The organism is Pseudarthrobacter sp. H2 (genome assembly GCF_050157045.1).
Taxonomy (GTDB): Bacteria; Actinomycetota; Actinomycetes; order Actinomycetales; family Micrococcaceae; genus Arthrobacter.
Map to the genome: position 1 here is coordinate 2,824,804 of NZ_CP189594.1, position 21,061 is coordinate 2,845,864.

A 21,061-nucleotide genomic window follows, 5' to 3' on the forward strand; every position below is an offset into this window, starting at 1 on the left:
GTCTCCAAGGCTTAGGAGCGGCTAGAGCTCCACCTCGACGTACCCGTCCACGATGCGGGTGCCGAAGGTGGCCAGGCGCAGCTCCGCCGTGCCGAAGCATTCGCCCGTCGTGAGGTCGTAGACCTCCTTGTGCAGCGGTGACGCGATGGTCTGGCGTGCTCCGCGTGAGCCGATGATGCCGCGGGCCATCACGTGCGCCCCCGTCGCCGGGTCCTCATGCTCGACGGCGAACACCTCACCGGGCGCCGTGCGGAACAGCGCCACCTGGCGGCCGGCGATAAGCGCCGCCTCACCCCAGGCAAGCTCCAGCTCCTCGACGGCGCACACACGGTGCCAGCCTGCGGCGAATCCGGTGGTCTGTTCAACAAGTTCCAGTACTGCGGTCATCTCGGCCCCTCTCAGTCCACTCAACCGCCGACGCGGCCACATACCCAAGCTAGGGCTGCGGTGTTTCAACGGCGTGCAGTCAGTGTGTCCGGCACGTAAAAGGCAACTCACCTGTTCCGAAACGCGTTCGTGATGCAGAAGTTAAGATCACGAAACATAAGGGAAACTGAAGCGAAACTGCGGTTGCCTAGTCTGGATGGACACCTGGATTGAGAAGGTCGCAGAGCACCGTCTGCGGCCCATGCGAAAGGCCCACAGTGACCGGACAGACTTCAAGCACGCAGACCCCCCGCCGGATCGTCGTCGCCGGCGGCGGCCCGGCCGCCCACCGGTTTGCCGATGCCATGCACGCCCGGGGCCTCGACGGCTGGCACGTCACCGTCCTCACCGAGGAAGCGCACCTCCCCTACGACCGGGTCGCCCTGAGCAAGGCCCTCACGGACAGCGACGTCGACCTCACCCTCGGCACCGCGTCCATGTGGGACCACGACGCCCTCGCGCTGAAGACCGGCGAGCGCGTCATCAGGATCGACCACGCCGCCAAGGCCGTGGAGACGGCGGCCGGCAACACCTATGAATACGACGAACTCGTCGTCGCCACCGGCTCCGACGCGGCCCGCCTGCCGATTCCCGGCTCCGAACTCACCCACGTGTACCGCACCCTTGAGGACGTCTGGTCCATTAACAAGGCCATCGCCGGGCTGAAGGAAAAGCTTGGCCGCCGGGTCAACGCCGTCACCATCGGCGGCGGGCTCCTGGGCCTCGAATCCGCGGCCGGCACCGAGCAGCTCGGCGCCACCCCGATTGTCATCAACGGCTCGCCCTGGCTCATGAACACCCAGCTGGACGAGGGCGCCGGCCAGGCGCTGGGCCGGCTGATCGAGGCCAAGGGCTTCACCGTGCACGGCGGCGTGTTCCCCTCCGAAGTCCTTTCCGACGACGACGGCCAGGTCACCGGCGTGCTGATGGCCGACGGCCGCATCATCGACGCCGACATCGTCATCGTGGCCATCGGTGTGAAGCCCCGCGATGAGCTGTTCCGGGCCGCCGAGGGCGCAGAGCAGCAGTTCCAGCTCGGCCAGCGCGGCGGCGTCGTCATCTCCGACGACTGCTCCACGGAGGTTCCCGGCATCTGGGCCATCGGCGAGGTGGCCAACTTCGGCGGCATGTGCCTGGGCCTCGTGGCCCCCGCCAACACCATGGCGGAGATCGTCGCGGACCGCCTGCACGGCGGCGAAGCGACGTTCCCCGGCTTTGACACCGCCACCAAGCTCAAGCTCTCCGGCGTCGACGTCGCCAGCTTCGGTGACGCGTTCGCCAAGACCGAGCACTCCCTTGAAATCGTCTATGCGGACCCGGCCCGCGGCGTCTACCAGAAGATCGTCACCACCGACGACGCCAAGACCCTCCTCGGCGGCATCTTCGTCGGCGACGCGGCCCCGTACACCTCCCTGCGCCCGTTGCTCGGCCGCGAACTCAGTGCAGAGCCCGGCGCCTACCTCACCGCTGCCGGCGGCGGCGACGCCCCGGACACGGAACTCCCGGACGACGCCATCCTGTGCTCCTGCAACAACGTGGCCGCCGGAACCATCCGCGACGCCATCAACGGCTGCGGGGCCTGCGACGGGAACGCACCCGTCCAGGAGCTCGGCGGGCTCAAGGGCTGCACGCGCGCCGGGACCAGCTGCGGGTCCTGCGTGCCGATGCTCAAGAAGCTGCTGGAAACCGAACTGACCAAGTCCGGCGTCGAGGTCTCCAAGGCACTCTGCGAGCACATCGAGCTGTCCCGCCAGGAACTCTTCGAGACCATCCGCGTCCTGGAACTCACCTCCTTCGAGGAGGTCATGGCCAGGTACGGCACCGGCGCAGGCTGCGACATCTGCAAGCCCACCGTCGCCAACATCCTGGCCAGCCAGAACAGCGCCTACGTCCTGGACGCCGGCCGCGGCACCCTGCAGGACACCAACGACCGTGCCCTCGCCAACATGCAGAAGGACGGCACCTACTCGGTGGTCCCCCGCATCGCCGGCGGCGAGATCACCCCGAAGAAGCTGGGCGTGATCGCCGCCGTGGCCGAGAAGTACAACCTCTACACCAAGATCACCGGCGGCCAGCGGATCGACATGTTCGGCGCCCGGCTGGAGCAGCTCCCGGAAATCTGGAAGGAACTGGTGGACGCCGGCTTCGAATCCGGCCAGGCGTACGGCAAGAGCCTGCGCACCGTGAAGTCCTGCGTCGGTTCCACCTGGTGCCGCTTCGGTGTGCAGGACTCGGTGGCCATGGCCATCCAGCTCGAACTGCGCTACCGCGGACTCCGCAGCCCGCACAAGCTCAAGATGGGCGTCTCCGGCTGCGCCCGCGAATGCGCCGAGGCCCGCGGCAAGGACGTCGGCGTCATCGCCACCGCGGACGGCTGGAACCTGTACGTCGGCGGCAACGGCGGTGCCACCCCGGCGCACGCCCAGCTGCTGGCCAAGGACCTGGACGACGAAACCCTGCTCAAGTACATCGACCGCTACTTCATGTACTACATCCGCACCGCCGACCGCCTGCAGCGCACCGCGCGCTGGCAGGAAGAGCTCGACGGCGGCATCAAGCACGTCGAGGACGTGGTGGTGAAAGACACCCTGGGCATCGCCGAGGACCTCGAAGCGGCCATGGCCAGGCACGTTGACACCTACGTCGACGAATGGGCGGACACCCTGAAGGATCCCGAGCGCCTGCGCCGGTTCCGTTCCTTCGTCAACGCCCCCGACCAGAAGGACGACTCCATCACCTTTGTCCCGGACGAGCGCGGCCAGATGCGCCCGGCCACCACAGAGGAGAAGGCGCTGGCCGCCCAGGAACCAGTCCTGATCGGGGCTTCCATCCCGGTCCGTGCCCGCGATGAGAACGAGGTATAGGCATGCAGCTCACCATTGATCTCACCGGCCGGGAAATCCTGGTCACCGGGTCCGACGCCGCCGCCCGCCAGGCCGTCCGCCGGTACGAGGCCGCCGGCGCCGTCGTCTCCCGGCTCAGCAGCCCGAACGGCGCAGCGCTGGACGGCCCCCTGCCGGAGCGGCCGTTCCTGGTCGCGGCGGTCGACGACGGCCAGCCCGGCTGGGAGGCCCTGCTGGAGCGCTGCCGGGCGGCCGGCATCCCCGTCGCGGCAGAGCCCGCCGCGGGACCGGCCGGCCATGTCACCCTGGTGGGCGGCGGACCCGGGACCACCGAACTGCTGACCGTCGCGGCCGTGGCGGCGCTGCGGGATGCCGACGTCGTCTTCTACGACCGGCTGGCCCCGTACCAGGAGCTGCCGCAGCTCAGCACGGCCGAACTGGTGGACGTGGGCAAGCGCCCCGGCCACCACCCGGTCAGCCAGTCCGGGATCGAGGAGCTCATGGTGGCGGCTGCCCTGGCCGGGAAGAACGTGGTGCGGCTCAAGGGCGGCGACCCGTACGTGTTCGGCCGTGGCGGCGAGGAAGTGGCTGCCTGTGTGAAGGCCGGCGTGCCGGTCCGGGTGATCTCCGGCGTCACGAGCGCCATCTCCGTCCCGGCCGCCGCCGGGATCCCGGTCACGCACCGCGGGGTCAGCCACCTGTTCACGGTGGTGTCCGGCCACGCCCCGCTGACCGAGAAGGAACACACGCACCTCGCCGGCCTGGGCGGGACCATCGTGGTCCTGATGGGCATCGGCACCCTGCACCAGCTGGCCGCCGGGCTCCGCCGGGCCGGGATGCGGGCCGACATGCCGATGGCCGTCGTCGAGCGCGGCTACCGTCCCGGCCAGCGCACCACCATCGCCGAGCTGGGCACCATCACCACCGCCGCCGCGGACTGCAGCAACCCCGCGGTGCTGGTGATCGGCGACGTGGTCCGGGTGGCGGAGGCCAACCGGGGCTGCGCCGAAGCGGCAGCCGAACTGGACCGCCTCGCCGCGTCCCTGATGGGGGCCTGAGACCATGGCTCCGCTGAACGCCCTCGCCGCCACCACCGTTTCCGCGGCCACCGCGGACCTTCCCGTCATTCCACCCGGCGGGGCGTCACCCGAGGCGGCCCCCGAGAAAGACCTGCCGCTGGAGGGCTTCCGGATCGGCGTCACCTCGCACCGGCGCTCCCAGGACCTGATCGAAGCCCTGGAACGCCGCGGCGCCGAGGTGCTGCACGCGCCGGCACTGAAGATCGCCCCGGTCCAGGAGGACCTGAACCTGATCGAGGACACCCGGGCCATCATCGAGGCCCGGCCCGAGCTCTGCATCGCCACCACCGCCTACGGCATGCGCCGCTGGTGCGAGGCCGCGGACACTTTCGGCATCGGCGAGGCGCTGCTGGAAACCCTCGGAGCCACCCGGATGTTCGTCCGCGGCCCCAAGGCCCGCGGCGCGGTCCGCGCGGCCGGGCTCGCCGACGTCGGGATCAGCAGCGACGAAACCACCGCGACCCTGGTGGACATGCTCCTTGCCGAAGGCGTCCGGGGCAAGACCGTCGCGGTCCAGCTGCACGGCTACACGGACGTCCGCCAGCTCGAACGCCTGCGGATGTCCGGCGCCACCGTCCTGACGGTCACCCCGTACCGCTGGGTCAAGCCCGACGGCGCCGACCGGCTCCCGCGGCTGATCGAGGCCGCGTGCAGCGGCAACCTGGACGTCCTGACCTTCACCAGCGCCCCGGCCGTGGACGCGATGTGGAGCACCGCCCATGAGATGGGCCTGTACAAGGAGCTGGTGCACGCCCTGAAGACCACCGTCGCCACCGCCGTCGTGGGGCCCGTCACGGCCCAGCCGCTGATCGACGCCGGCCTGCAGCCGCTGGTCCCGGAACGCTTCCGGATGGGGGCCCTGATCCGGCTCGTCTGCGAGCACCTGGCCCTCAACCACGTCCGCCGGCTGGACACCGTCCTCGGCACTGTGGAGCTCCGCGGCCGCTCACTGCGGATCAACGGTGAGGCCGTTGAGCTGGCACCGGCCCCGTTGCTGCTGCTGCGTGCCCTGCTGGGCGCCGGCGGTGCGGTGCTCTCCCGCGAGGCGCTGTCCGAGCTGCTGGAACTCCGCGGTTCCGTGCACGCCCTGGACATGACCGTCAGCCGGCTGCGGTCCGCCCTGCCTGACGGACACCTGGTGGAAACCGTGGTGAAGCGCGGCTACCGGATCCGGGTGTAAGCCGGACACCAACCCCATGAACCAGACACCAACGCGGGGTCACTTAGCGCCCATCCGGAGAGCTCCAATGGGCCGTAAGTGACCCCGCGTTGCTTTGCGATAACCCGCAACACCCGGGAAACACGCCGGAAAAACCGTACGCCTACGCTGGGGGCATCAAGCACGAAGGCCACACCACCGGCCACCAGCGAAAGGGCCCCACCATGTCCGCCACCTCCACCGCAGCACCTGGTTCCCCGACCCGGACCCGGCCCCGGCCCCGGCCCCGGATCGTCATTGCCGGCGCGGGTCCGGCCGCGCAGGCCCTCGTCCGGCAGCTCGCCAGGACGCCCTTCGCCGGCGGCATCACCGTGTTGAGCAACCGGGATGATGCGCCGGCCGGGCTCCTGGACCTTGCCGCGCTACCGCAGGTCTCCGTGCGCCTCGGCCAGCCCGCCAGCTACGTCGATCCCGGCACCCGGCGCGTGGTCACCGCTGACGGCCTGGAATTCAGCTACGACCAGCTGGTCATCGCCACCGGATCCTCCTTTGCCCACGCACCGCTCGAGGGCTCGGGACGGTGCCTGAGCTACTCCACGATCGATGACGCCAACCGGCTCGGCGAAGCCGTCAAGGACGCCACCCGGGTCCTCGGCCGGCGGCCGCTGGGCATCCTGGTGGGCACCGGGACGGCCGCGGGCCAGGCCGAGGCGGTGCTGCGCGCCCGCGGTGTCCGTCCGGTGCGCACCACGGTCCGGCCGGCCGCCGTCGTCCCCAACCTCGCCGGTTCCCTGCTGCCCGCCGCCGGGATCGTCTTCGAGGACGGCTCCAGCATGAACGGCGACCTGGTGGTCCTGGCCGAGGAGCGGATTCCCTGCGACGCCTTGGCCGTGAGTGCCGGGCTGAAGACGGCGCGCGGGGGCGGCATCGTGATCGGCACGGACTTCCGCACGTCCGTGCCGGGCATCTGGGCAATCGGCGACGCGGCCGTGTTCGACGGCGTCCGGCTGGGCCTGCTCGTGGCCTCCGGCCCCGCCGCGGCGCTCTGCGCCTCCCAGCTGCTCCAGGCCACCCTGGCGGAAGCCCGTGCGGAGGCCGCCTGAGGGCCCGGCCGGCCACCCGCCCTGGCGGGGCTGCTGTGGCAAGATGGTCATTTAAGGAGCCACTGTGAAGGGACAACACAGTCCAACGCCCGCCAGGAAAGGGACCACCATGAGCAACGAAGCCACCGCCGCGCGTGCGTCTGCCGGAAGCGCCCCCGCCGCCCGGGACAGTACGGCAACTATTGCCTCCTACATCGACCACACGCTGCTCAAGCCGGAGGCCTCCGAAGCCGAGATCCTCAAGGTCTGCGCCGAGGCGGCCGAATACGGCTTCAAGTCGGTCTGCGTCAACCCGATCTGGGTCAAGACCGTCAAGACCGCCCTGAAGGGGTCCGGGGTCCTGACCTGTTCCGTGGTCGGTTTCCCGCTGGGTGCCACCCCCACCGACGTCAAGGAATTCGAAGCCCGCGGCGCCGTCCTGGACGGCGCCGAAGAGATCGACATGGTCATCAGCATCGCCGCGGCCCGCGCGAGTGACAAGGGCGCCCTGGTCGATGACATCGCCGCCGTCGCCGAGGTGGTCCATGAGGGCGGCGCCATCCTGAAAGTCATCATCGAAACGGCGCTGCTGGACGACGCCCAGAAGGTCCTGGCCTGCGAGGCAGCGGTGGAGGCCGGGGCTGATTTCGTGAAGACCTCCACCGGTTTCAACGGCGGCGGTGCCACCGCCGCCGACGTCGCCCTGATGCGCCGCACGGTAGGCCCGGACCTCGGCGTCAAGGCCTCCGGCGGTGTGCGTTCCCTCGCCGATGCGCAGGCTATGATTGCTGCTGGTGCAACACGTATTGGCGCCAGCTCCGGCATCGCGATCGTCAAGGGTGAACAGGGTTCGTCCGCGTACTGACCGGCTCCGGCAGCCGCCACAGATTTGAGCCCCACGGGGCCGAGGAGGAACGAATGTCCAGCAACACCACCAAGACCCCGCAGAACGAGAACAGCCTCGCGTCCAGCATCGCCATCTTCGTACTGATGATGGTGCTCTTCCTCGCCTCCCTGTACTCGCTGAACTTCCTGACGCTGGGCAACCCGTGGCCGATGGCCGCCTGCCTGGGCCTGTTCGCCCTTTCGTTCTGGATCCCGCAGACCATCCTGGGCCGCTCGGACTCGGCCGGCGAGGTCTAAGTTCCCGCGCTCCTCTTAGATTCCAAACAGCTGAAGCTCCGGATTCCCGGAGCTTCAGCTGTTTAAGGATGTCGTCGGCGGCGGGCAGCCACTGCCGGCCCTCAGCTCACCTGATCGGCGGTCCTGGTGTCGCGAACGACGGCGGGTCCGGCGGCAGTGTGTTTCGGCCCGGCGGCAGGGACGGCGAGGACGGCGAGGACGCCCACTGCGGCGGCGATGGCCCAGACGGAGAAGTTGATGAAGTTGCCCAGTGACGCGGCCACCAGTACGCCTCCGCCGGAGATCGCCAGGACGGCACCGATCCTGCCCACACCCAGGGTGATTCCCAGAGCGGTGGCCCGGGTGGAATTGGCGTAGTAGGTGGCGACGAAGCCGTTGATGAGGATCTGCGCGCCGACCGAACCGAAGCCGACGACGGCGACCAGCAGGTACATCACCGGAAGCGGCGCAATTCCTGACCCCATGATGAGCAGCGCTGTTCCGGAGCAGACGAAGGAGACTGCCGTGATGATGCGCGGGCCGAACTTGTCGGCCAGGCGCGAGGACACGATGACGCCGACTACGGCGCCGATGTTGACGGTCAGCAGGAAGCTCAGCGACGAGGCCAGCGAGTAGTTGGCGAGCACCATCAGCTGCGGGAGCCAGGTGTTGAGCCCGTACACCAGGATCTGGCCGCAAATGCCCGCCAGCGAGAAGAGAACGGTGGCGGCCAGCAGGCGGCCGGTCAACAGGGTCCGGAATCGGCCCGGCTCCTGGGCCTGGACGCCTTCGGCCGCTACGGGGGCGAGCGGTTCCAGCCCGTAGTCGCCGACGATTTTCTCGGCCTCAGCGCGGCGGCCGCGGGCAGCCAGGAACGCCGGGGATTCCGGCAGGAACTTGAACAGGAATGGCAGTACCAGGATCAGCGGAACTCCGCCGATGGCCAGCATGCCTTGGAAGCCGATCGATGACAGCAGCGCCAGTGACAGCAGGGCAGCCAGGATGCCGCCGACTGCGTAACCTGAGAACATCAGGGCGTTGTTGAAGTTGCGGCGGTGGGTCTTGGAGAACTCGACGGTCAGGGCGATCGCCGTCGGGATGACGCCGCCAAGTCCCAGTCCGGCCAGGAAGCGGAAGGTACCGAAGAGCTCCGCTGAGGGTGCCCACGCGGTGAGCAGCATCAGCAGCGAGAAGAAGGCAATGGACGCCATCAGGACTTTCCGGCGGCCGAGAATATCCGTGAGGTAGCCGATGAGAATAGCGCCGATGAACATGCCGGCCAGGGCGTAGCTGCCGATCGCGCCGGTCTGGACGGGAGTCAGGCCCCAGGCCTGGTAGGCAAGAAGCTTCGGGACAATCGCCCCGTAGACCACAAGGTCGTAACCGTCAAAGACAATGGCGACAAAGCACAGGAAAATGACAGCGGCCGCAGATTTTTGGGGGCGGGAAACAGCCGTCCGGGAATGACCAGGCATGAAGAACTCCAAGCGATTACGCCACAGCTTTGTGGCGGCTGATGAGTGCGGGAGGAAGGAGCACGAACGTCGGTGGGTGTGATGAAACCCACAATTCAATGTAACATAGTTATGTTGTTCGTCAACGATCTTGTTACATCTAACTTCAACTGTCAGGAGTCCACATGGCGGAGACACCCCGATCGCTCGTCCTGAATCTGTTCGGCGACTACCTTCGCTATGCCGGCAGGGAGGTCAAGCTTGGCGAGCTGACCGAACTGATGGTGGCCTTCGGCATGGAACCGGCCACCATCAGGGTCAGCATGTCCCGGCTCAAGAAGGAGGGCTGGTTCACCACCCGCAGGGAGGGCCGGGAGACGGTCTACACCCTGAGTGAGCACATGCTCGACGTGCTCATCCACGGCCGGGCGCGGATCTTCCGCCGCAGGGAGGAACCCTGGACCGGCCGCTGGACCATGGTCATCTACCAGGTGCCGGAATCCGAGCGGGCGGTGCGTGAACAACTGCGCAAGCAACTGGCGTGGACCGGATTCGGCCAGCTCTCCCCCTCGACCTGGCTGGCCCCGCACGATCTTTCCCGGGATGCCAAGGAGCTCGCATCCCAGTTCGAAAGCGCCCGGGTGGATGTTCTCTGGTGCGGTTCCGATGACGCAGAGGCGGCCCGCGATCTGGCCGCCCGATGCTGGGACCTGGAATCTCTGGGACGGGACTACCGGAGCTTCCTGGGCACCTATGCGCATCTGGACAACGAACGCGGCAACGCCAGCAAGGACGGGAGGCAGGCCCTGGTGGAACGCACCCGGATCATCGACGACTTCCGGCGCTTCCCCTTCCGCGATCCCGAGCTGCCGCAGGAACTTCAACCGGAGAACTGGCCGGGGCCGGCAGCGTTCAGCCTGTTCAAACGGGTGCACGAACAGCTGGGGCCACAGGCGAACGCCTACGTGGAGAGCGTCATCGGGCGTCCCATCCCGGTCGTCCCCGAGACAAACATGTAACAAAAGCTTGACGTTCAACTTGTTCTCGTAACATACTTTAGGTGAGGCCTTTCTCCCCAACTCCCCAAACTCTAGAAGGTGGCATCGATGGCACTTCGCGTAGCCTGCATCGGCGGCGGTCCCGGCGGACTGTTCTTCTCGACCCTGTTCAAGCAGACCGTTCCCGACGCCGAAGTGGTGCTCTTCGAACGCAACCAGGCCAGCGACGCCTTCGGATTCGGCGTCGTCTTTTCCGACGCAACGCTGCGCCGGATCAACGACGCCGATCCGGTCGTGCTCAACGGACTCCGGGACTTCGGCACCCACTGGGATGACATCGAGGTCTGGCTCAAGGGTGAGCAGAAGACCTTCGCCGGCAACGGCATGGCCGCCATCTACCGCAAGACCCTGCTCCAGCTGATGCAGTACCGGGCAGCGGATGCCGGCGTCGACCTGCGCTTCGGCGAGTATGTGCCCGAGCTGTCCTCGTTGGACGGATTCGACCTGATCGTCGGCGCCGACGGCGCCAACTCCTCGACCCGCGAGCAGCTGGGCGAGAGCCTGGGCCACACCGCTGAAACCGCGACGGCCAAGTTCATCTGGTTCGGCACAAGCCACAAGTTCAAGGGCATGACCTTTCTCCACCGCAAGAGCGAATTCGGCAACTTCGCCGTGCACGGCTACCCGATCAGCGAAGACCTGAGCACCTTCATCGTCGAAACCGACGAGGAGACCTGGCGCAAGGCCGGCCTCGACGAATTCGACGTCAGCCAGCCCCCGGGCCTCTCGGACCTGAAGACCCAGCGGTTCCTCGAGAAGCTGTTCGCCGAAGACATCGCCGGTGAGCCGCTCGTGGCCAACAGCTCGCGGTGGGGGAATTTCCGCACCCGCCGCACCCGCTCCTGGCACAAGGGCAACGTCGTGCTGCTCGGGGACGCCGTGCACACCGCGCACTTCTCCGTCGGTTCCGGCACCAAGATGGCCATGGAAGATGCCATCACCCTGGTCCGGGAAGTTGCGGCGCACCAGGACGACCTCGAGACGGCCTTCACCAACTATGAGATTGAGCGCCAGCCGCAGGTGGCCAAGATCCAGAACCAGGCCCGCGGCGGCCTGAGCTGGTGGGAACACTTCGCCCGGTACTACGACTCGTTCGACCCCACCCAGTTCACGTTCCACTTCTTCTCCCGCAGCATCGACATCGACAAGATCCGCCAGCGCGACGCCGGCCTGGTCGAGTCCGTGGAAGCGGACTGGCTGGCCAGGCACGGAGCCGCGCCGCTTCAAACGCCGCTCAGCGCCGGATCCGCCCGGTTCGGCGGGCGCCTGCTGTCCCTCATGCACGACGCCGGCCACCCTTTCCTGACCGGCCCCGGCGGCCGGATTGCCCTGGTCACCGATCCCTCCGACGCCGGTGCCGACACCGGCCTGCTGCTCACCGCACCGGACACCGAGGACGGTCTGGCCGCCTCCTTCCGCCGGCTGCCCGCCCACGCCGCAGCCGTCGTGATCCAGGGCGGCAATCCGTTCACCCGCACCCTGCTCTCCGAGGAGGCCCGGCTCGGCCGCGGCCTGACGAGCGTCATCGTCGATGACCGGGGCCCCGTGTCCGCGCTCACCCTGGTGCTGTCCGGCCGTGCCGACGCCGTCGCCATCGCCCCGGAGGCAACCGATGCATAACCTGACCCCCCTGTTCGCACCCCGCGGCATCATCGTCGTCGGCGCCTCGTCCAGCCCGGAGAAACTCGGCGCCGTCATGGCCCAGTCGCTCGCCACCTACCCGGGCCCCGTGGAACTGGTGAACAGCCGCGGCGAGAACGGCATGCACACCAGCATCGCCGGGGCCGCCGCCGCCATCCCCGGCGGCCCGGACCTGGCCGTGCTCTGCGTCCCCGCGGCCGCTACCGCACAGGCGCTTCGCGACAGTGCCGCCCACGGCGCAAAGGCCGCCCTCGTCTGCGCCGGCGGCTTCGCCGAAGCCGGCGGACCCGGCATCGAATTCGCGCACCAGGTCGCGGCCGCCGTCCGGGACACCGGAATCCGGCTGCTCGGCCCGAACACCTCCGGCTTCTTCGTCCCCCGGCGCAACTTAAGGGCGAGCTTCGTCCCCGGCGTCGCGGAACTGGAACCCGGCTCCGTGGCCGTCGTGGCAGCCAGCGGCGGAGTCAACCACGTGCTGGCCTTCCACCTCCAGCGCGCCGGGGTGGGCGTCAGCCTCGCCGTCGGCATCGGCGCGGGCACGGACATCACCGCACCCGATGTCCTGGACTACCTGATCTCCGATGAGCAAACCAAGGCAGTTGCCCTGCACCTGGAAACCGTCACCGACGGCCCGGCCCTCATCGACGCCGTCTCACGCTTGAGCGCCGTCAAGCCGGTGGTTGCCCTGGTGGTCGGCCGCAACGACGTGTCCGAGTTTGCGCAGTCCCACACCGGTGCCCTGGCCACGTCCTGGCGCACCACCCGGGCGGTCCTCAAACAGGCCGGCGCCGTGCTCGTCGACGACGAGAACCAGCTGGTTGCCGCCGTCACCGCCCTGGCCGGACGCCGCCTGGCCCCGGCAGCCGACCCCGGCGTCGGGCTCATCACCGGGCAGGCCGGCCCCGGCCTGCTGATCGCCGATGCGCTGCACGGCGCCGGGGTGGCACTGCCGCGCCTGGCCCGGGCCAGCCAGGACACCATCGGTGCGCTGCTGCCGCCGCTGACCTTCCAGGCCAACCCGGTGGACACCGGCAGGCCCGGACCCGGGTACGAGAAGATCGTGGCGGCGGTCGCCGCCGATCCGGCCATCGACGTCGTCGCGGTCTACGGACTGACCGAACCCGTCGCGGACCTTCCCTTGTCGGTCGCAGCCTCCGGCGCCGTGGACAGCCTGCCGTTCCTGATCGGTGTGGACGGCCCCGACGGCGACCTGGAACGGGCGAAAAAATCCGCCCAGCAGCAGGGCCTGCCCCTGATCTGCGGACCGACGTCGCTCGCCTCTGGCATTACCGCCCTGGTCAACGACGCCCGCGGGCAGTTCCAGCGCGCGCAGGCTCCCGCCGGCGGCTTCACGTGGCCGGATCTGGAGGGGCCGTGGGACGAAAACCGTTCCAAGGAACTCCTCGGCGCCCTCGGCATCGCCACCCCTGCGCGGCGCCGCTGCGGCACCCGCGCCGCCGCCCAGGAGGCCCTGACCGAACTGGGCGGGCCTGTTGCGGTCAAGCTGCTCGACGCCGCCATCCTGCACAAGACCGAGATCGGGGGCGTGCACCTCGGGGTGGACTCCGCCGCGGCCATGGACCGCGCCCTGGACGGACTCGAAGCGGCCGGGGCCCGCGAATTCCTGGTCGAAGCGATGGCCGCCCCCGGCGTCGACCTGGTGGTCGGGGCGCGCCGCGACCCGGTCTTCGGACCGATCATCGTCCTGGGCCTGGGCGGCACCGCCGCCGAGGTCTTCGCCGACATTTCCATCCGTTCCGTTCCTTTTGCCGTCCGCGCGGCCGAAGGCATGCCCGGCGAGCTCCAGGCCCGCGAGCTCCTGTACGGCTTCCGCTCCGGGCCGATGCTGGACACCGCAGAGCTGGCGGGGCTGCTGGTCCGGCTCGGCGATGCGCTCGTTTCCAATGACGGAATCGCAGAGATCGAAATAAACCCCCTGCGCCTGACCCATCACGGGCTCGTGGCGCTTGATGCCGTAGTGATCAATGTCGAGGAGGACATTCAATGACCAGCCACACCAGTGAAGGCACCGTCCCCTGGCCCGCAGGCCTCGCCGCCGGGTTCCGCAGCAAGGGCTACTGGGAAGACCGCCCGCTGGGCGCCTACCTTCTCGACGCCGCCGACCGGCTCCCTGACAAGACCGCAGTGGTGGACGGGGACATGCGCCTGAGCTACGCGGAACTGGCCGACAGGGTGGATGCCGCCGCCGAACGCCTGCTGCAGCTGGGCCTCAAAGCCGATGACCGGATCATGGTCCAGCTGCCCAACGGCTGGCAGTTCACCGTGCTGACACTGGCCTGTTTCCGGGCCGGCATCATTCCCGTGATGGCGCTGCCGGCACACCGGCAATACGAGCTCTCCTTCCTCACGGAACTCTCCGAATCGCGCGCCATCGCCGTGCCGGACGTCATCAAGGACTTCGACCACCAGGCCCTCGCCGAGGGGCTGGCGTCAACCGTTCCGTCCCTGGCGTACGTCATCGTTTCGGGAGCCGCGAAACCCGCCAACGCGCGACTCGAGGACATCCTGGCCCCCGGCAAGGACATCTCAGGCGCCCGCGCAAGGCTGGACGCCGCCGCGCCGGCCGCTGATTCCCCGGCGTTGTTCCTGCTCTCCGGCGGCACCACCGGGCTGCCCAAACTCATTGCCCGGACCCACAACGACTACGCCTACAACATCAAGGCCACGTCAGTGCCCACAGCAGTCACCGAGGACACCGTCTACCTGGGAACCCTTCCGGCCAGCCACAACTTCCCGCTGGCCTGCCCCGGCATCCTCGGAATCCTGTTTGCCGGCGGCCGCGTGGTCATGCTGCCAAGCCCCGAACCGCGGAAGGCCTTCGCCACCATCGAACGGGAGAAGGTCACCCTGTCCACGGCCGTCCCCGCGGTAGCCCAGCGCTGGGTCGAGTACCAGCAGGAAACCGGGTCCGACCAGCTCGCCAGCCTCGAGGTCCTCCAGGTCGGCGGCTCCCGCCTGCCGGATGAAATCGCCCGGAAGGTGAAGCCGGTCCTGGGCGCCACCCTCCAGCAGGTCTTCGGCATGGCGGAGGGGCTGATCAACACCACCCGGCTGGACGACCCGGAAGACGTCATCTGCACCACGCAGGGCCGCCCCGTCTCCGGGGCGGACGAGGTCCGCATCGTGGATGAGGCCGGAGACGACCTGCCGGACGGAGTCCCGGGAGCCATTCTCACCCGCGGACCCTACACGCCCCGCGGCTATTACCGCGCCCCGGAAGCCAACGAACGTGCCTTCACCCCCGATGGCTGGTACGCCAGCGGGGACATCGTCGAGCGGCGCCCGGACGGCAACCTGATCGTCAAGGGACGGGACAAGGACATGATCAACCGTGGGGGCGAGAAGATCTCGGCCGAGGAAATCGAAAGCCTCGTCTACCGGATCGAGGACGTGACCATGGCCGCCGCAGTCTCCATGCCGGATCCGCTGCTCGGTGAACGCCTGTGCCTCTACATCACGGTCAAGCCCGGACGCGACGTGACCCTCGAGCAAATCCAGCAGATGCTGCGGGAGACCGGGGTGGCCGCCTTCAAGATCCCGGAACGCCTCGTGGTCCTCGATGAACTGCCCACCACAAAGGTGGGCAAGATCAACAAGAAGGACCTGCGCGCCGACATCGCCGAACGCCTGGCCGCCACTGTCCAGGCCCCGTAGACCCACCTGCATCGAAGGACGCAACAAATGAGACTCCTCACCCTCCGCCTCAAGTCCGCCTCCGGCGCAGTCACCAAGGCTGTCCGCCAGGACGGCGACACCCTGACCGAGATCGAAGGCTTCGCCGACGTCGGGGAACTGCTCAACACCGCCGGCTGGGAAGCTACCGCCAAGGCCGCCGCCGGCGCCACCCACCCGGCCGAAGGCGCCGACCTGGATGCCGTCGTGCCGTTCCCGGGCAAGATCATCTGCGTCGGGCACAACTACCGCAACCACATCAAGGAAATGGGCCGGGAAGTCCCGGAGTACCCCACCCTGTTCGCCAAGTACCAGGAATCCCTGATCGGCCCCAACGACGACCTGGCCCTGCCGCAGGAATCCGACAAGGTCGACTGGGAAGCCGAACTCGCCGTCGTGATCGGCAAGAAGGGCCGCCGGATCAGCGAAGCCGACGCCGCGGACCACATCGCCGGCTACGCCGTCCTGAACGACGTGAGCATGCGCGACTACCAGTTCCGCACCATCCAGTGGCTGCAGGGCAAGACCTGGGAGAAGTCCACCCCGTTCGGCCCCGCCCTGGTCACCAAAGACGAGTTCACCGCCGGCCTGATGACCTCCGCCGTGGACGGCGACATCCAGCAGCAGACGCCCACCAACGACGTCGTCTTCACGCCCGAGTTCCTGGTCTCCTACATCTCCACCATCATCACCCTGAACCCGGGCGACGTGATCGCCACCGGCACCCCCGGCGGCGTCGGCCATGCCCAGGACCCGAAGCGCTACCTCCAGGAGGGCCAGGTCCTCGTGACCACCATCGAGGGACTGGGCCAGCTGAAGAACCGCGTGGTCAAGGACGCCTGATGGTTGAACGCCACGACCGGACGACGGACCCGGAACTGCTCGCGGCCCTGCTGCAGGCGCGGGGCGGGCGCCTTGGTAGTGGTCAGCCGGGCGGCAGCCCGAACAGGCTGTCCGCCAGCGCGGTCCCGAGCGCCAGGGCCGCCGGAAAATGCGCCCGGGCCAGGGCGAGGGCCGCCAAGAACATGCCGACCATGGCGTAGCCGCTGACCGGGATCAGGACGAACCATTCCCGCCGCGAGCCGGCGCGGCCCAGCAGCGGGATGGAAAACGCGCCGTTGGCCTTCCACACGTCCTTGAGCAGCGGCAGCTTCCGCAGGAACTTCGGCGGCTTGATCACGATCGGCCAGAGCAGCGGCACTCCCCCGGTGGTGATCATGTCACCCACGATGTGCACCAGCACGCCGGTCAGCATCGAGACGGGAAGCCAGGTCCACTGGTGCGGCGCGAACCACGTCACCACCCCGGCCATGGCCAGGGCGAAGATCCAGTTGCTGATCCAGCCGTACTTCGGGAAGAGCTTCAGGGCTTTGGCGGCGATGTTGATCATGAACATGCACAACAGCCCCGCCCCCACGGACAGCAGCCCCCAGTCGGTCTGCAGCTGGAACTGCCCGGCCATCGTCGCGAGCAGCACGAAGAACGCCGCCCCGAGCACCGAGTGGGTGCCCTGCCGGTGCCCGCCGGACGCCTTTTCGATCCCGACGGCGATCACGTTGGACAGCGGCGGCAGCGAATGCGCAATGGTGCTGGAGCGGTGGTCCCAGTCGCACACAAGGGCCGTCCCCGCCGTCGCCATGGCGCCGATCACGATCCCGGCGGCGTCCAGCGGATACCAGCCCAGCGCGTACGGCCCGGTCGAGGCAATGGCCACCCAGGCCGCGGCTCCCGACGCGGCGTGGTGTCCTCCCATCACGGGCTAACCCCTCGCCTTTTCGACAGCAACAGGGGCGTCGGAGAAGATGTTGCGGATGACGCCGTTGGCCCACTCGAGGATCTCGGCGTCCTGCAGGTCCCGGCCGCCGATCTTCGCGGTCTTCGGCTTGGGGATGAGCACGGCGTCCAGGGCCGGCTTGGGCTGCGAGCCGGGGTACATCCGGGCCAGGCGCATGAGTTTGGACTCCGGCAGCTGCGCCGGGGAGAACTTGATGAAGTTCCCCTGCAGCGCGACGTCGCTCAGCCCGGCTTCGCGGGCACCGACCCGGAAGCGGGCGACGTCGATCAGGTTCGTCGCGGGCAGCGGCAGCTCCCCGTAGCGGTCCACAAGCTCGGCGAGGACCTCCTCGATCGCCTCGTAGCTGATGGCACCGGCCAGCTTCCGGTACGCCTCGAGCCGCAGCCGTTCGCCGGGCACGTAGTCGTGCGGCAGGTGTGCGTTGACCGGCAGCTCGATCTTCATGTCCGCGGCCTTCTCCTCGGCCTCGCCCCGGTACTCCGCGACGGCCTCGCCCACCAGGCGGATGTAGAGGTCGAACCCGACGCCCTGGATGTGGCCGGACTGCTCGCCGCCGAGCAGGTTGCCGGCGCCGCGGATCTCCAGGTCCTTCATGGCCAGCTGCATGCCGGCGCCGAGCTCGTTGTGCGTCGCGACGGCCTTGAGCCGCTCCAGGGCCACCTCGCCCAGCGGCTTTTCCGAGGGGTACAGGAAGTAGGCGTAGGCGCGTTCGCGGCCGCGGCCGACGCGTCCGCGCAGCTGGTGCAGCTGGGAGAGCCCGTACTTGTCCGCGCCGTCCACAATCAATGTGTTGGCGTTGGAGATGTCCAGGCCGGTCTCGATGATGGTGGTGCAGACCAGCACATCGAAGCGCTTCTCCCAGAAGTCCACGATGATCTGTTCCAGCCGGCTTTCGGACATCTGCCCGTGGGCCACCTCCACCCGGGCCTCCGGAACCAGCTCGCGGATCTTCGCCGCGGTCCGGTCGATCGTGGACACCCGGTTGTGGACGAAGAACACCTGCCCTTCGCGCATCAGTTCCCGGCGGACCGCGGCCGAGGTCTGCTTGTCCGTGTAGGGGCCCACATAGGTCAGCACGGGGTGGCGTTCTTCCGGCGGGGTGGCCAGCGTGGAGGTCTCCCGGATGCCGGTCAGCGACATTTCCAGGGTCCGGGGAATCGGGGTGGCGCTCATCGCCAGGACGTCGACGTTGGTGCGCATCTTCTTCAGCGCCTCCTTGTGTTCGACGCCGAAGCGCTGCTCCTCATCCACGATCACCAGGCCCAGGTCCTTGAAGGCGAAGTCCTTGGACAGCAGCCGGTGGGTGCCGATCACGACGTCGACGGTGCCGTTCTTGACCCCTTCGACCGTCTCCTTGGCCTCCTTGGCGCCCTGGAAGCGGGACAGCGGCTTGACCCGCAGCGGGAACCCGGAGAACCGCTCGGTGAAGGTCTCGTAGTGCTGCTGGGCGAGCAGGGTGGTGGGCACGAGCACGGCCACCTGCTTGCCGTCCTGGACCGCCTTGAACGCCGCCCGGACCGCGATCTCGGTCTTGCCGTAGCCCACGTCGCCGGAGATCAGCCGGTCCATCGGGATCTCGCGCTCCATGTCGGCCTTGACCTCGTTGATGGTGGTCAGCTGGTCCGGGGTCTCCACGTACGGGAACGCCTCCTCCAGTTCGCGCTGCCACGGGGTGTCCGGGCCGAACGCGTGGCCCCTCGAGGCCATCCGGGCCGAGTAGAGCCGGATCAGTTCGCCGGCGATTTCCTTGACGGCCTTGCGCGCCTTGGACTTGGTGCTGGCCCAGTCCGAGCCGCCCATCTTGCTCAGCGCCGGGGTGTCCCCGCCGACGTAGCGGGTGACCTGGTCCAGCTGGTCGGTGGGCACGAAGAGCCGGTCGCCCGGCGCGCCGCGCTTGGACGGCGCGTACTCCAGCACGAGGTATTCGCGCACGCCGTCGCCTCCCCCGGCAACCCGGCGCTGGATGAGCTCCACGAAGCGGCCGATCCCGTGCTGTTCGTGCACCACGGAGTCGCCGGCCACGAGCTGCAGCGGGTCCACGGCGTTGCGCCGTTTGGACGGCATCCGCCGCATGTCCTTCGTGGAGCCCGCGGAGGTGCGGCCCAGCAGGTCAGCTTCGGTCAAAAGGCCGACTTTGAGGCCGTCCAGGACAAAGCCGCGGCCGACGGCGGCGGTGGTCACCTCGATCAGCCCGGGCTGGGGGTCCTTGTCGAGGGAATCGACGCGGGCGCAGGGGATGTCGGCGTCGTGGAAGAGCTCGGCGAGGCGCTGGGCCGGGCCGGGGCCCTCGGTGGCCACCACGATCCGCCACTGGTCCCGGACGTGGGAGCCGATGAACTCCATCATTTCGGCCACGTCGCCCTGGTAACCGCGGGGTTCCTTGGCGCGGAGGTTGAGCACGTCGACGTCGGGCAGCAGCTCCTCGTCGGTGGCCAGCGAGGTGATGGACCACCAGGAGACCTCGTGGGCGAGGGCGGCGGAGCGGGTCTCGGTCAGCGAACGGAAGCTGGCCGAGTGCAGGGCTTCGGACGCCGCGGAGCTTAGAACAGTATCCAATGCCAGAGGCACGGTGCCGCCGTCGGACGCCGTGGACCAGGCCGCCTCGAGGAATTCCTCGTTGGTGGCGGCGAGGTCGTGCGCGCGGGCCCGGACCTTCTCCGGCTCGATCACCACCGAGATGGAACCCGCCGGGAGCTGGTCCAGGAACGGCACCATGGCGTCCACGAGCACGGGGGCCAGGGATTCCATGCCTTCGACGGCGATGCCGCCGGCGATCTTCTCCAGCATGTCCGCGGCGGCCGGCAGCTGGGACTTCAGCGTCGCCGCGCGGGACATGACGGCGGGGGTGATCAGGATTTCGCGGCAGGGCGGGGCGTGCAGTTCGGTGGGGTGGTGCAGGCCGGGCGCGGTCAGCGAGCGCTGGTCGGCGACGGCGAACCAGCGCATCTGGTCCACCTCGTCGCCGAAGAACTCGACCCGGATGGGGTGGTCCTCGGTGGGCGGGAAGACGTCCAGCATGCCGCCGCGGACGGCGAACTCGCCGCGCCGGGTCACCATGTCCACGCGGGCGTAGGCGGCGTCGGCGAGGCTCTTCACGACACTGCTGAAGGGTGCCTCCTGGCCGACCTTCAGGGTCACGGGCACCAGTTCGCCCAGGCCCGCGACGATCGGCTGGACGACGGCGCGCACCGGGGCCACCACGACGCGCAGCGCGCCGGCGGTGGACGATCCGGGGTGGGCCAGCCGCCGGAGCACGGACAGCCGCCGGCCCACCGTGTCCGAGCGGGGCGAGAGCCGTTCGTGCGGCAGGGTCTCCCAGCTGGGGAACTCGGCCACGGCGTCCGCCGGCAGGAAGGCGCGCAGCGCCGCGGTCAGGTCCTCGGCCTCACGGCCCGTCGCGGTGACGGCCAGGACCACGGGGCCCAGGCCGGTTTCTCCGGCAGAGCCGGGTGCTTCAGTGGCCGTGTTTTCCGCTGTTTTTTCGGCTGTGTTTTCCGCTAGCGCGGACAGGCCGTCGGCCATTTCCGCCAGCAGCGCGGCCCGCAGGCCTGCCGGGGCGCTGATCTGGTAGTCCTCGCTGCGGCCGGCGAAACCGCGGGCGGCCTCGGCCTGGATGCGGGCGTAGTTCCGGTCCTCGGCGAGGACGCGGCGCAAACCGGTGAGAGAGGGGCCGTTGAGGCTCATGGCTTAAGCTCCTGAAGGGATCACG

At 68.8% G+C, this 21,061-nt stretch carries 15 protein-coding genes; 11 read left to right on the forward strand and 4 right to left on the reverse strand.

What is annotated here, in order from left to right; all coding sequences use genetic code 11:
- Nucleotides 1–21: 21 nt before the first annotated feature.
- On the reverse strand, nt 22–387 hold the full coding sequence (nirD, locus tag ACQCSZ_RS13360; RefSeq protein WP_211881114.1) for a nitrite reductase small subunit NirD: 366 nt from the start codon (nt 385–387) through the stop codon (nt 22–24).
- A 257-nt stretch (nt 388–644) separates the two neighbouring features.
- On the opposite strand from nirD, the gene nirB reads away from it, so the two are divergent.
- From nirB to ACQCSZ_RS13390, 6 genes are all read left to right on the forward strand, one after another.
- Nucleotides 645–3,290: a nitrite reductase large subunit NirB gene (gene nirB / locus ACQCSZ_RS13365; protein WP_427004256.1), complete on the forward strand. Its 2,646-nt coding sequence runs from the start codon at nt 645–647 to the stop codon at nt 3,288–3,290.
- 2 nt (nt 3,291–3,292) lie between these two features.
- Nucleotides 3,293–4,327 carry a uroporphyrinogen-III C-methyltransferase gene (cobA, locus tag ACQCSZ_RS13370; protein WP_427004257.1) on the forward strand — a complete coding sequence of 345 codons (1,035 nt, stop codon included), beginning with the start codon at nt 3,293–3,295 and terminating at the stop codon, nt 4,325–4,327.
- A gap of 13 nt (nt 4,328–4,340) precedes the next feature.
- Nucleotides 4,341–5,528, forward strand: a complete 1,188-nt coding sequence (locus ACQCSZ_RS13375; protein WP_427008334.1) for a uroporphyrinogen-III synthase — start codon at nt 4,341–4,343, stop codon at nt 5,526–5,528.
- A gap of 203 nt (nt 5,529–5,731) precedes the next feature.
- Nucleotides 5,732–6,610: an FAD-dependent oxidoreductase gene (locus ACQCSZ_RS13380; RefSeq protein WP_427004258.1), complete on the forward strand. Its 879-nt coding sequence runs from the start codon at nt 5,732–5,734 to the stop codon at nt 6,608–6,610.
- Between the two features lie 109 nt (nt 6,611–6,719).
- Nucleotides 6,720–7,454, forward strand: a complete 735-nt coding sequence (deoC, locus tag ACQCSZ_RS13385) for a deoxyribose-phosphate aldolase (protein ID WP_427004259.1) — start codon at nt 6,720–6,722, stop codon at nt 7,452–7,454.
- Nucleotides 7,455–7,507: 53 nt separating this feature from the next.
- Nucleotides 7,508–7,732 carry a hypothetical protein gene (locus tag ACQCSZ_RS13390; RefSeq protein ID WP_427004260.1) on the forward strand — a complete coding sequence of 75 codons (225 nt, stop codon included), beginning with the start codon at nt 7,508–7,510 and terminating at the stop codon, nt 7,730–7,732.
- Between the two features lie 101 nt (nt 7,733–7,833).
- Here ACQCSZ_RS13390 and ACQCSZ_RS13395 read toward each other — a convergent pair whose 3' ends face one another.
- A complete protein-coding gene (locus ACQCSZ_RS13395; protein ID WP_427004261.1) occupies nt 7,834–9,186 on the reverse strand; it encodes an MFS transporter in 1,353 nt (450 codons plus the stop codon).
- A gap of 164 nt (nt 9,187–9,350) precedes the next feature.
- On the opposite strand from ACQCSZ_RS13395, the gene ACQCSZ_RS13400 reads away from it, so the two are divergent.
- The 5 genes from ACQCSZ_RS13400 (at nt 9,351) to ACQCSZ_RS13420 (ending at nt 16,400) form a co-directional block, all read left to right on the forward strand.
- Entirely contained in the window at nt 9,351–10,184 is an 834-nt protein-coding gene (locus ACQCSZ_RS13400) for a PaaX family transcriptional regulator (protein ID WP_427004262.1), read from the forward strand.
- A gap of 87 nt (nt 10,185–10,271) precedes the next feature.
- On the forward strand, nt 10,272–11,843 hold the full coding sequence (locus ACQCSZ_RS13405; RefSeq protein ID WP_427004263.1) for an FAD-dependent monooxygenase: 1,572 nt from the start codon (nt 10,272–10,274) through the stop codon (nt 11,841–11,843).
- Nucleotides 11,836–13,872 carry an acetate--CoA ligase family protein gene (locus tag ACQCSZ_RS13410; protein WP_427004264.1) on the forward strand — a complete coding sequence of 679 codons (2,037 nt, stop codon included), beginning with the start codon at nt 11,836–11,838 and terminating at the stop codon, nt 13,870–13,872. Before ACQCSZ_RS13405 ends, ACQCSZ_RS13410 begins: the two co-directional genes overlap by 8 nt.
- A complete protein-coding gene (locus ACQCSZ_RS13415) occupies nt 13,869–15,539 on the forward strand; it encodes a (2,3-dihydroxybenzoyl)adenylate synthase (RefSeq protein ID WP_427004265.1) in 1,671 nt (556 codons plus the stop codon). The genes ACQCSZ_RS13410 and ACQCSZ_RS13415 overlap by 4 nt, the downstream gene beginning before the upstream one ends.
- A gap of 27 nt (nt 15,540–15,566) precedes the next feature.
- The gene (locus ACQCSZ_RS13420) at nt 15,567–16,400 is read left to right on the forward strand and encodes a fumarylacetoacetate hydrolase family protein (RefSeq protein WP_427004266.1); all 834 of its coding nucleotides are present in this window, start codon (nt 15,567–15,569) and stop codon (nt 16,398–16,400) included.
- 82 nt (nt 16,401–16,482) lie between these two features.
- Here the strand turns inward: ACQCSZ_RS13420 and ACQCSZ_RS13425 are convergent, their stop codons facing one another.
- The gene (locus ACQCSZ_RS13425; protein WP_427008335.1) at nt 16,483–17,310 is read right to left on the reverse strand and encodes a metal-dependent hydrolase; all 828 of its coding nucleotides are present in this window, start codon (nt 17,308–17,310) and stop codon (nt 16,483–16,485) included.
- A 6-nt stretch (nt 17,311–17,316) separates the two neighbouring features.
- Nucleotides 17,317–21,036, reverse strand: a complete 3,720-nt coding sequence (gene mfd, locus ACQCSZ_RS13430) for a transcription-repair coupling factor (protein WP_427004267.1) — start codon at nt 21,034–21,036, stop codon at nt 17,317–17,319.
- Nucleotides 21,037–21,061 lie beyond the last annotated feature (25 nt).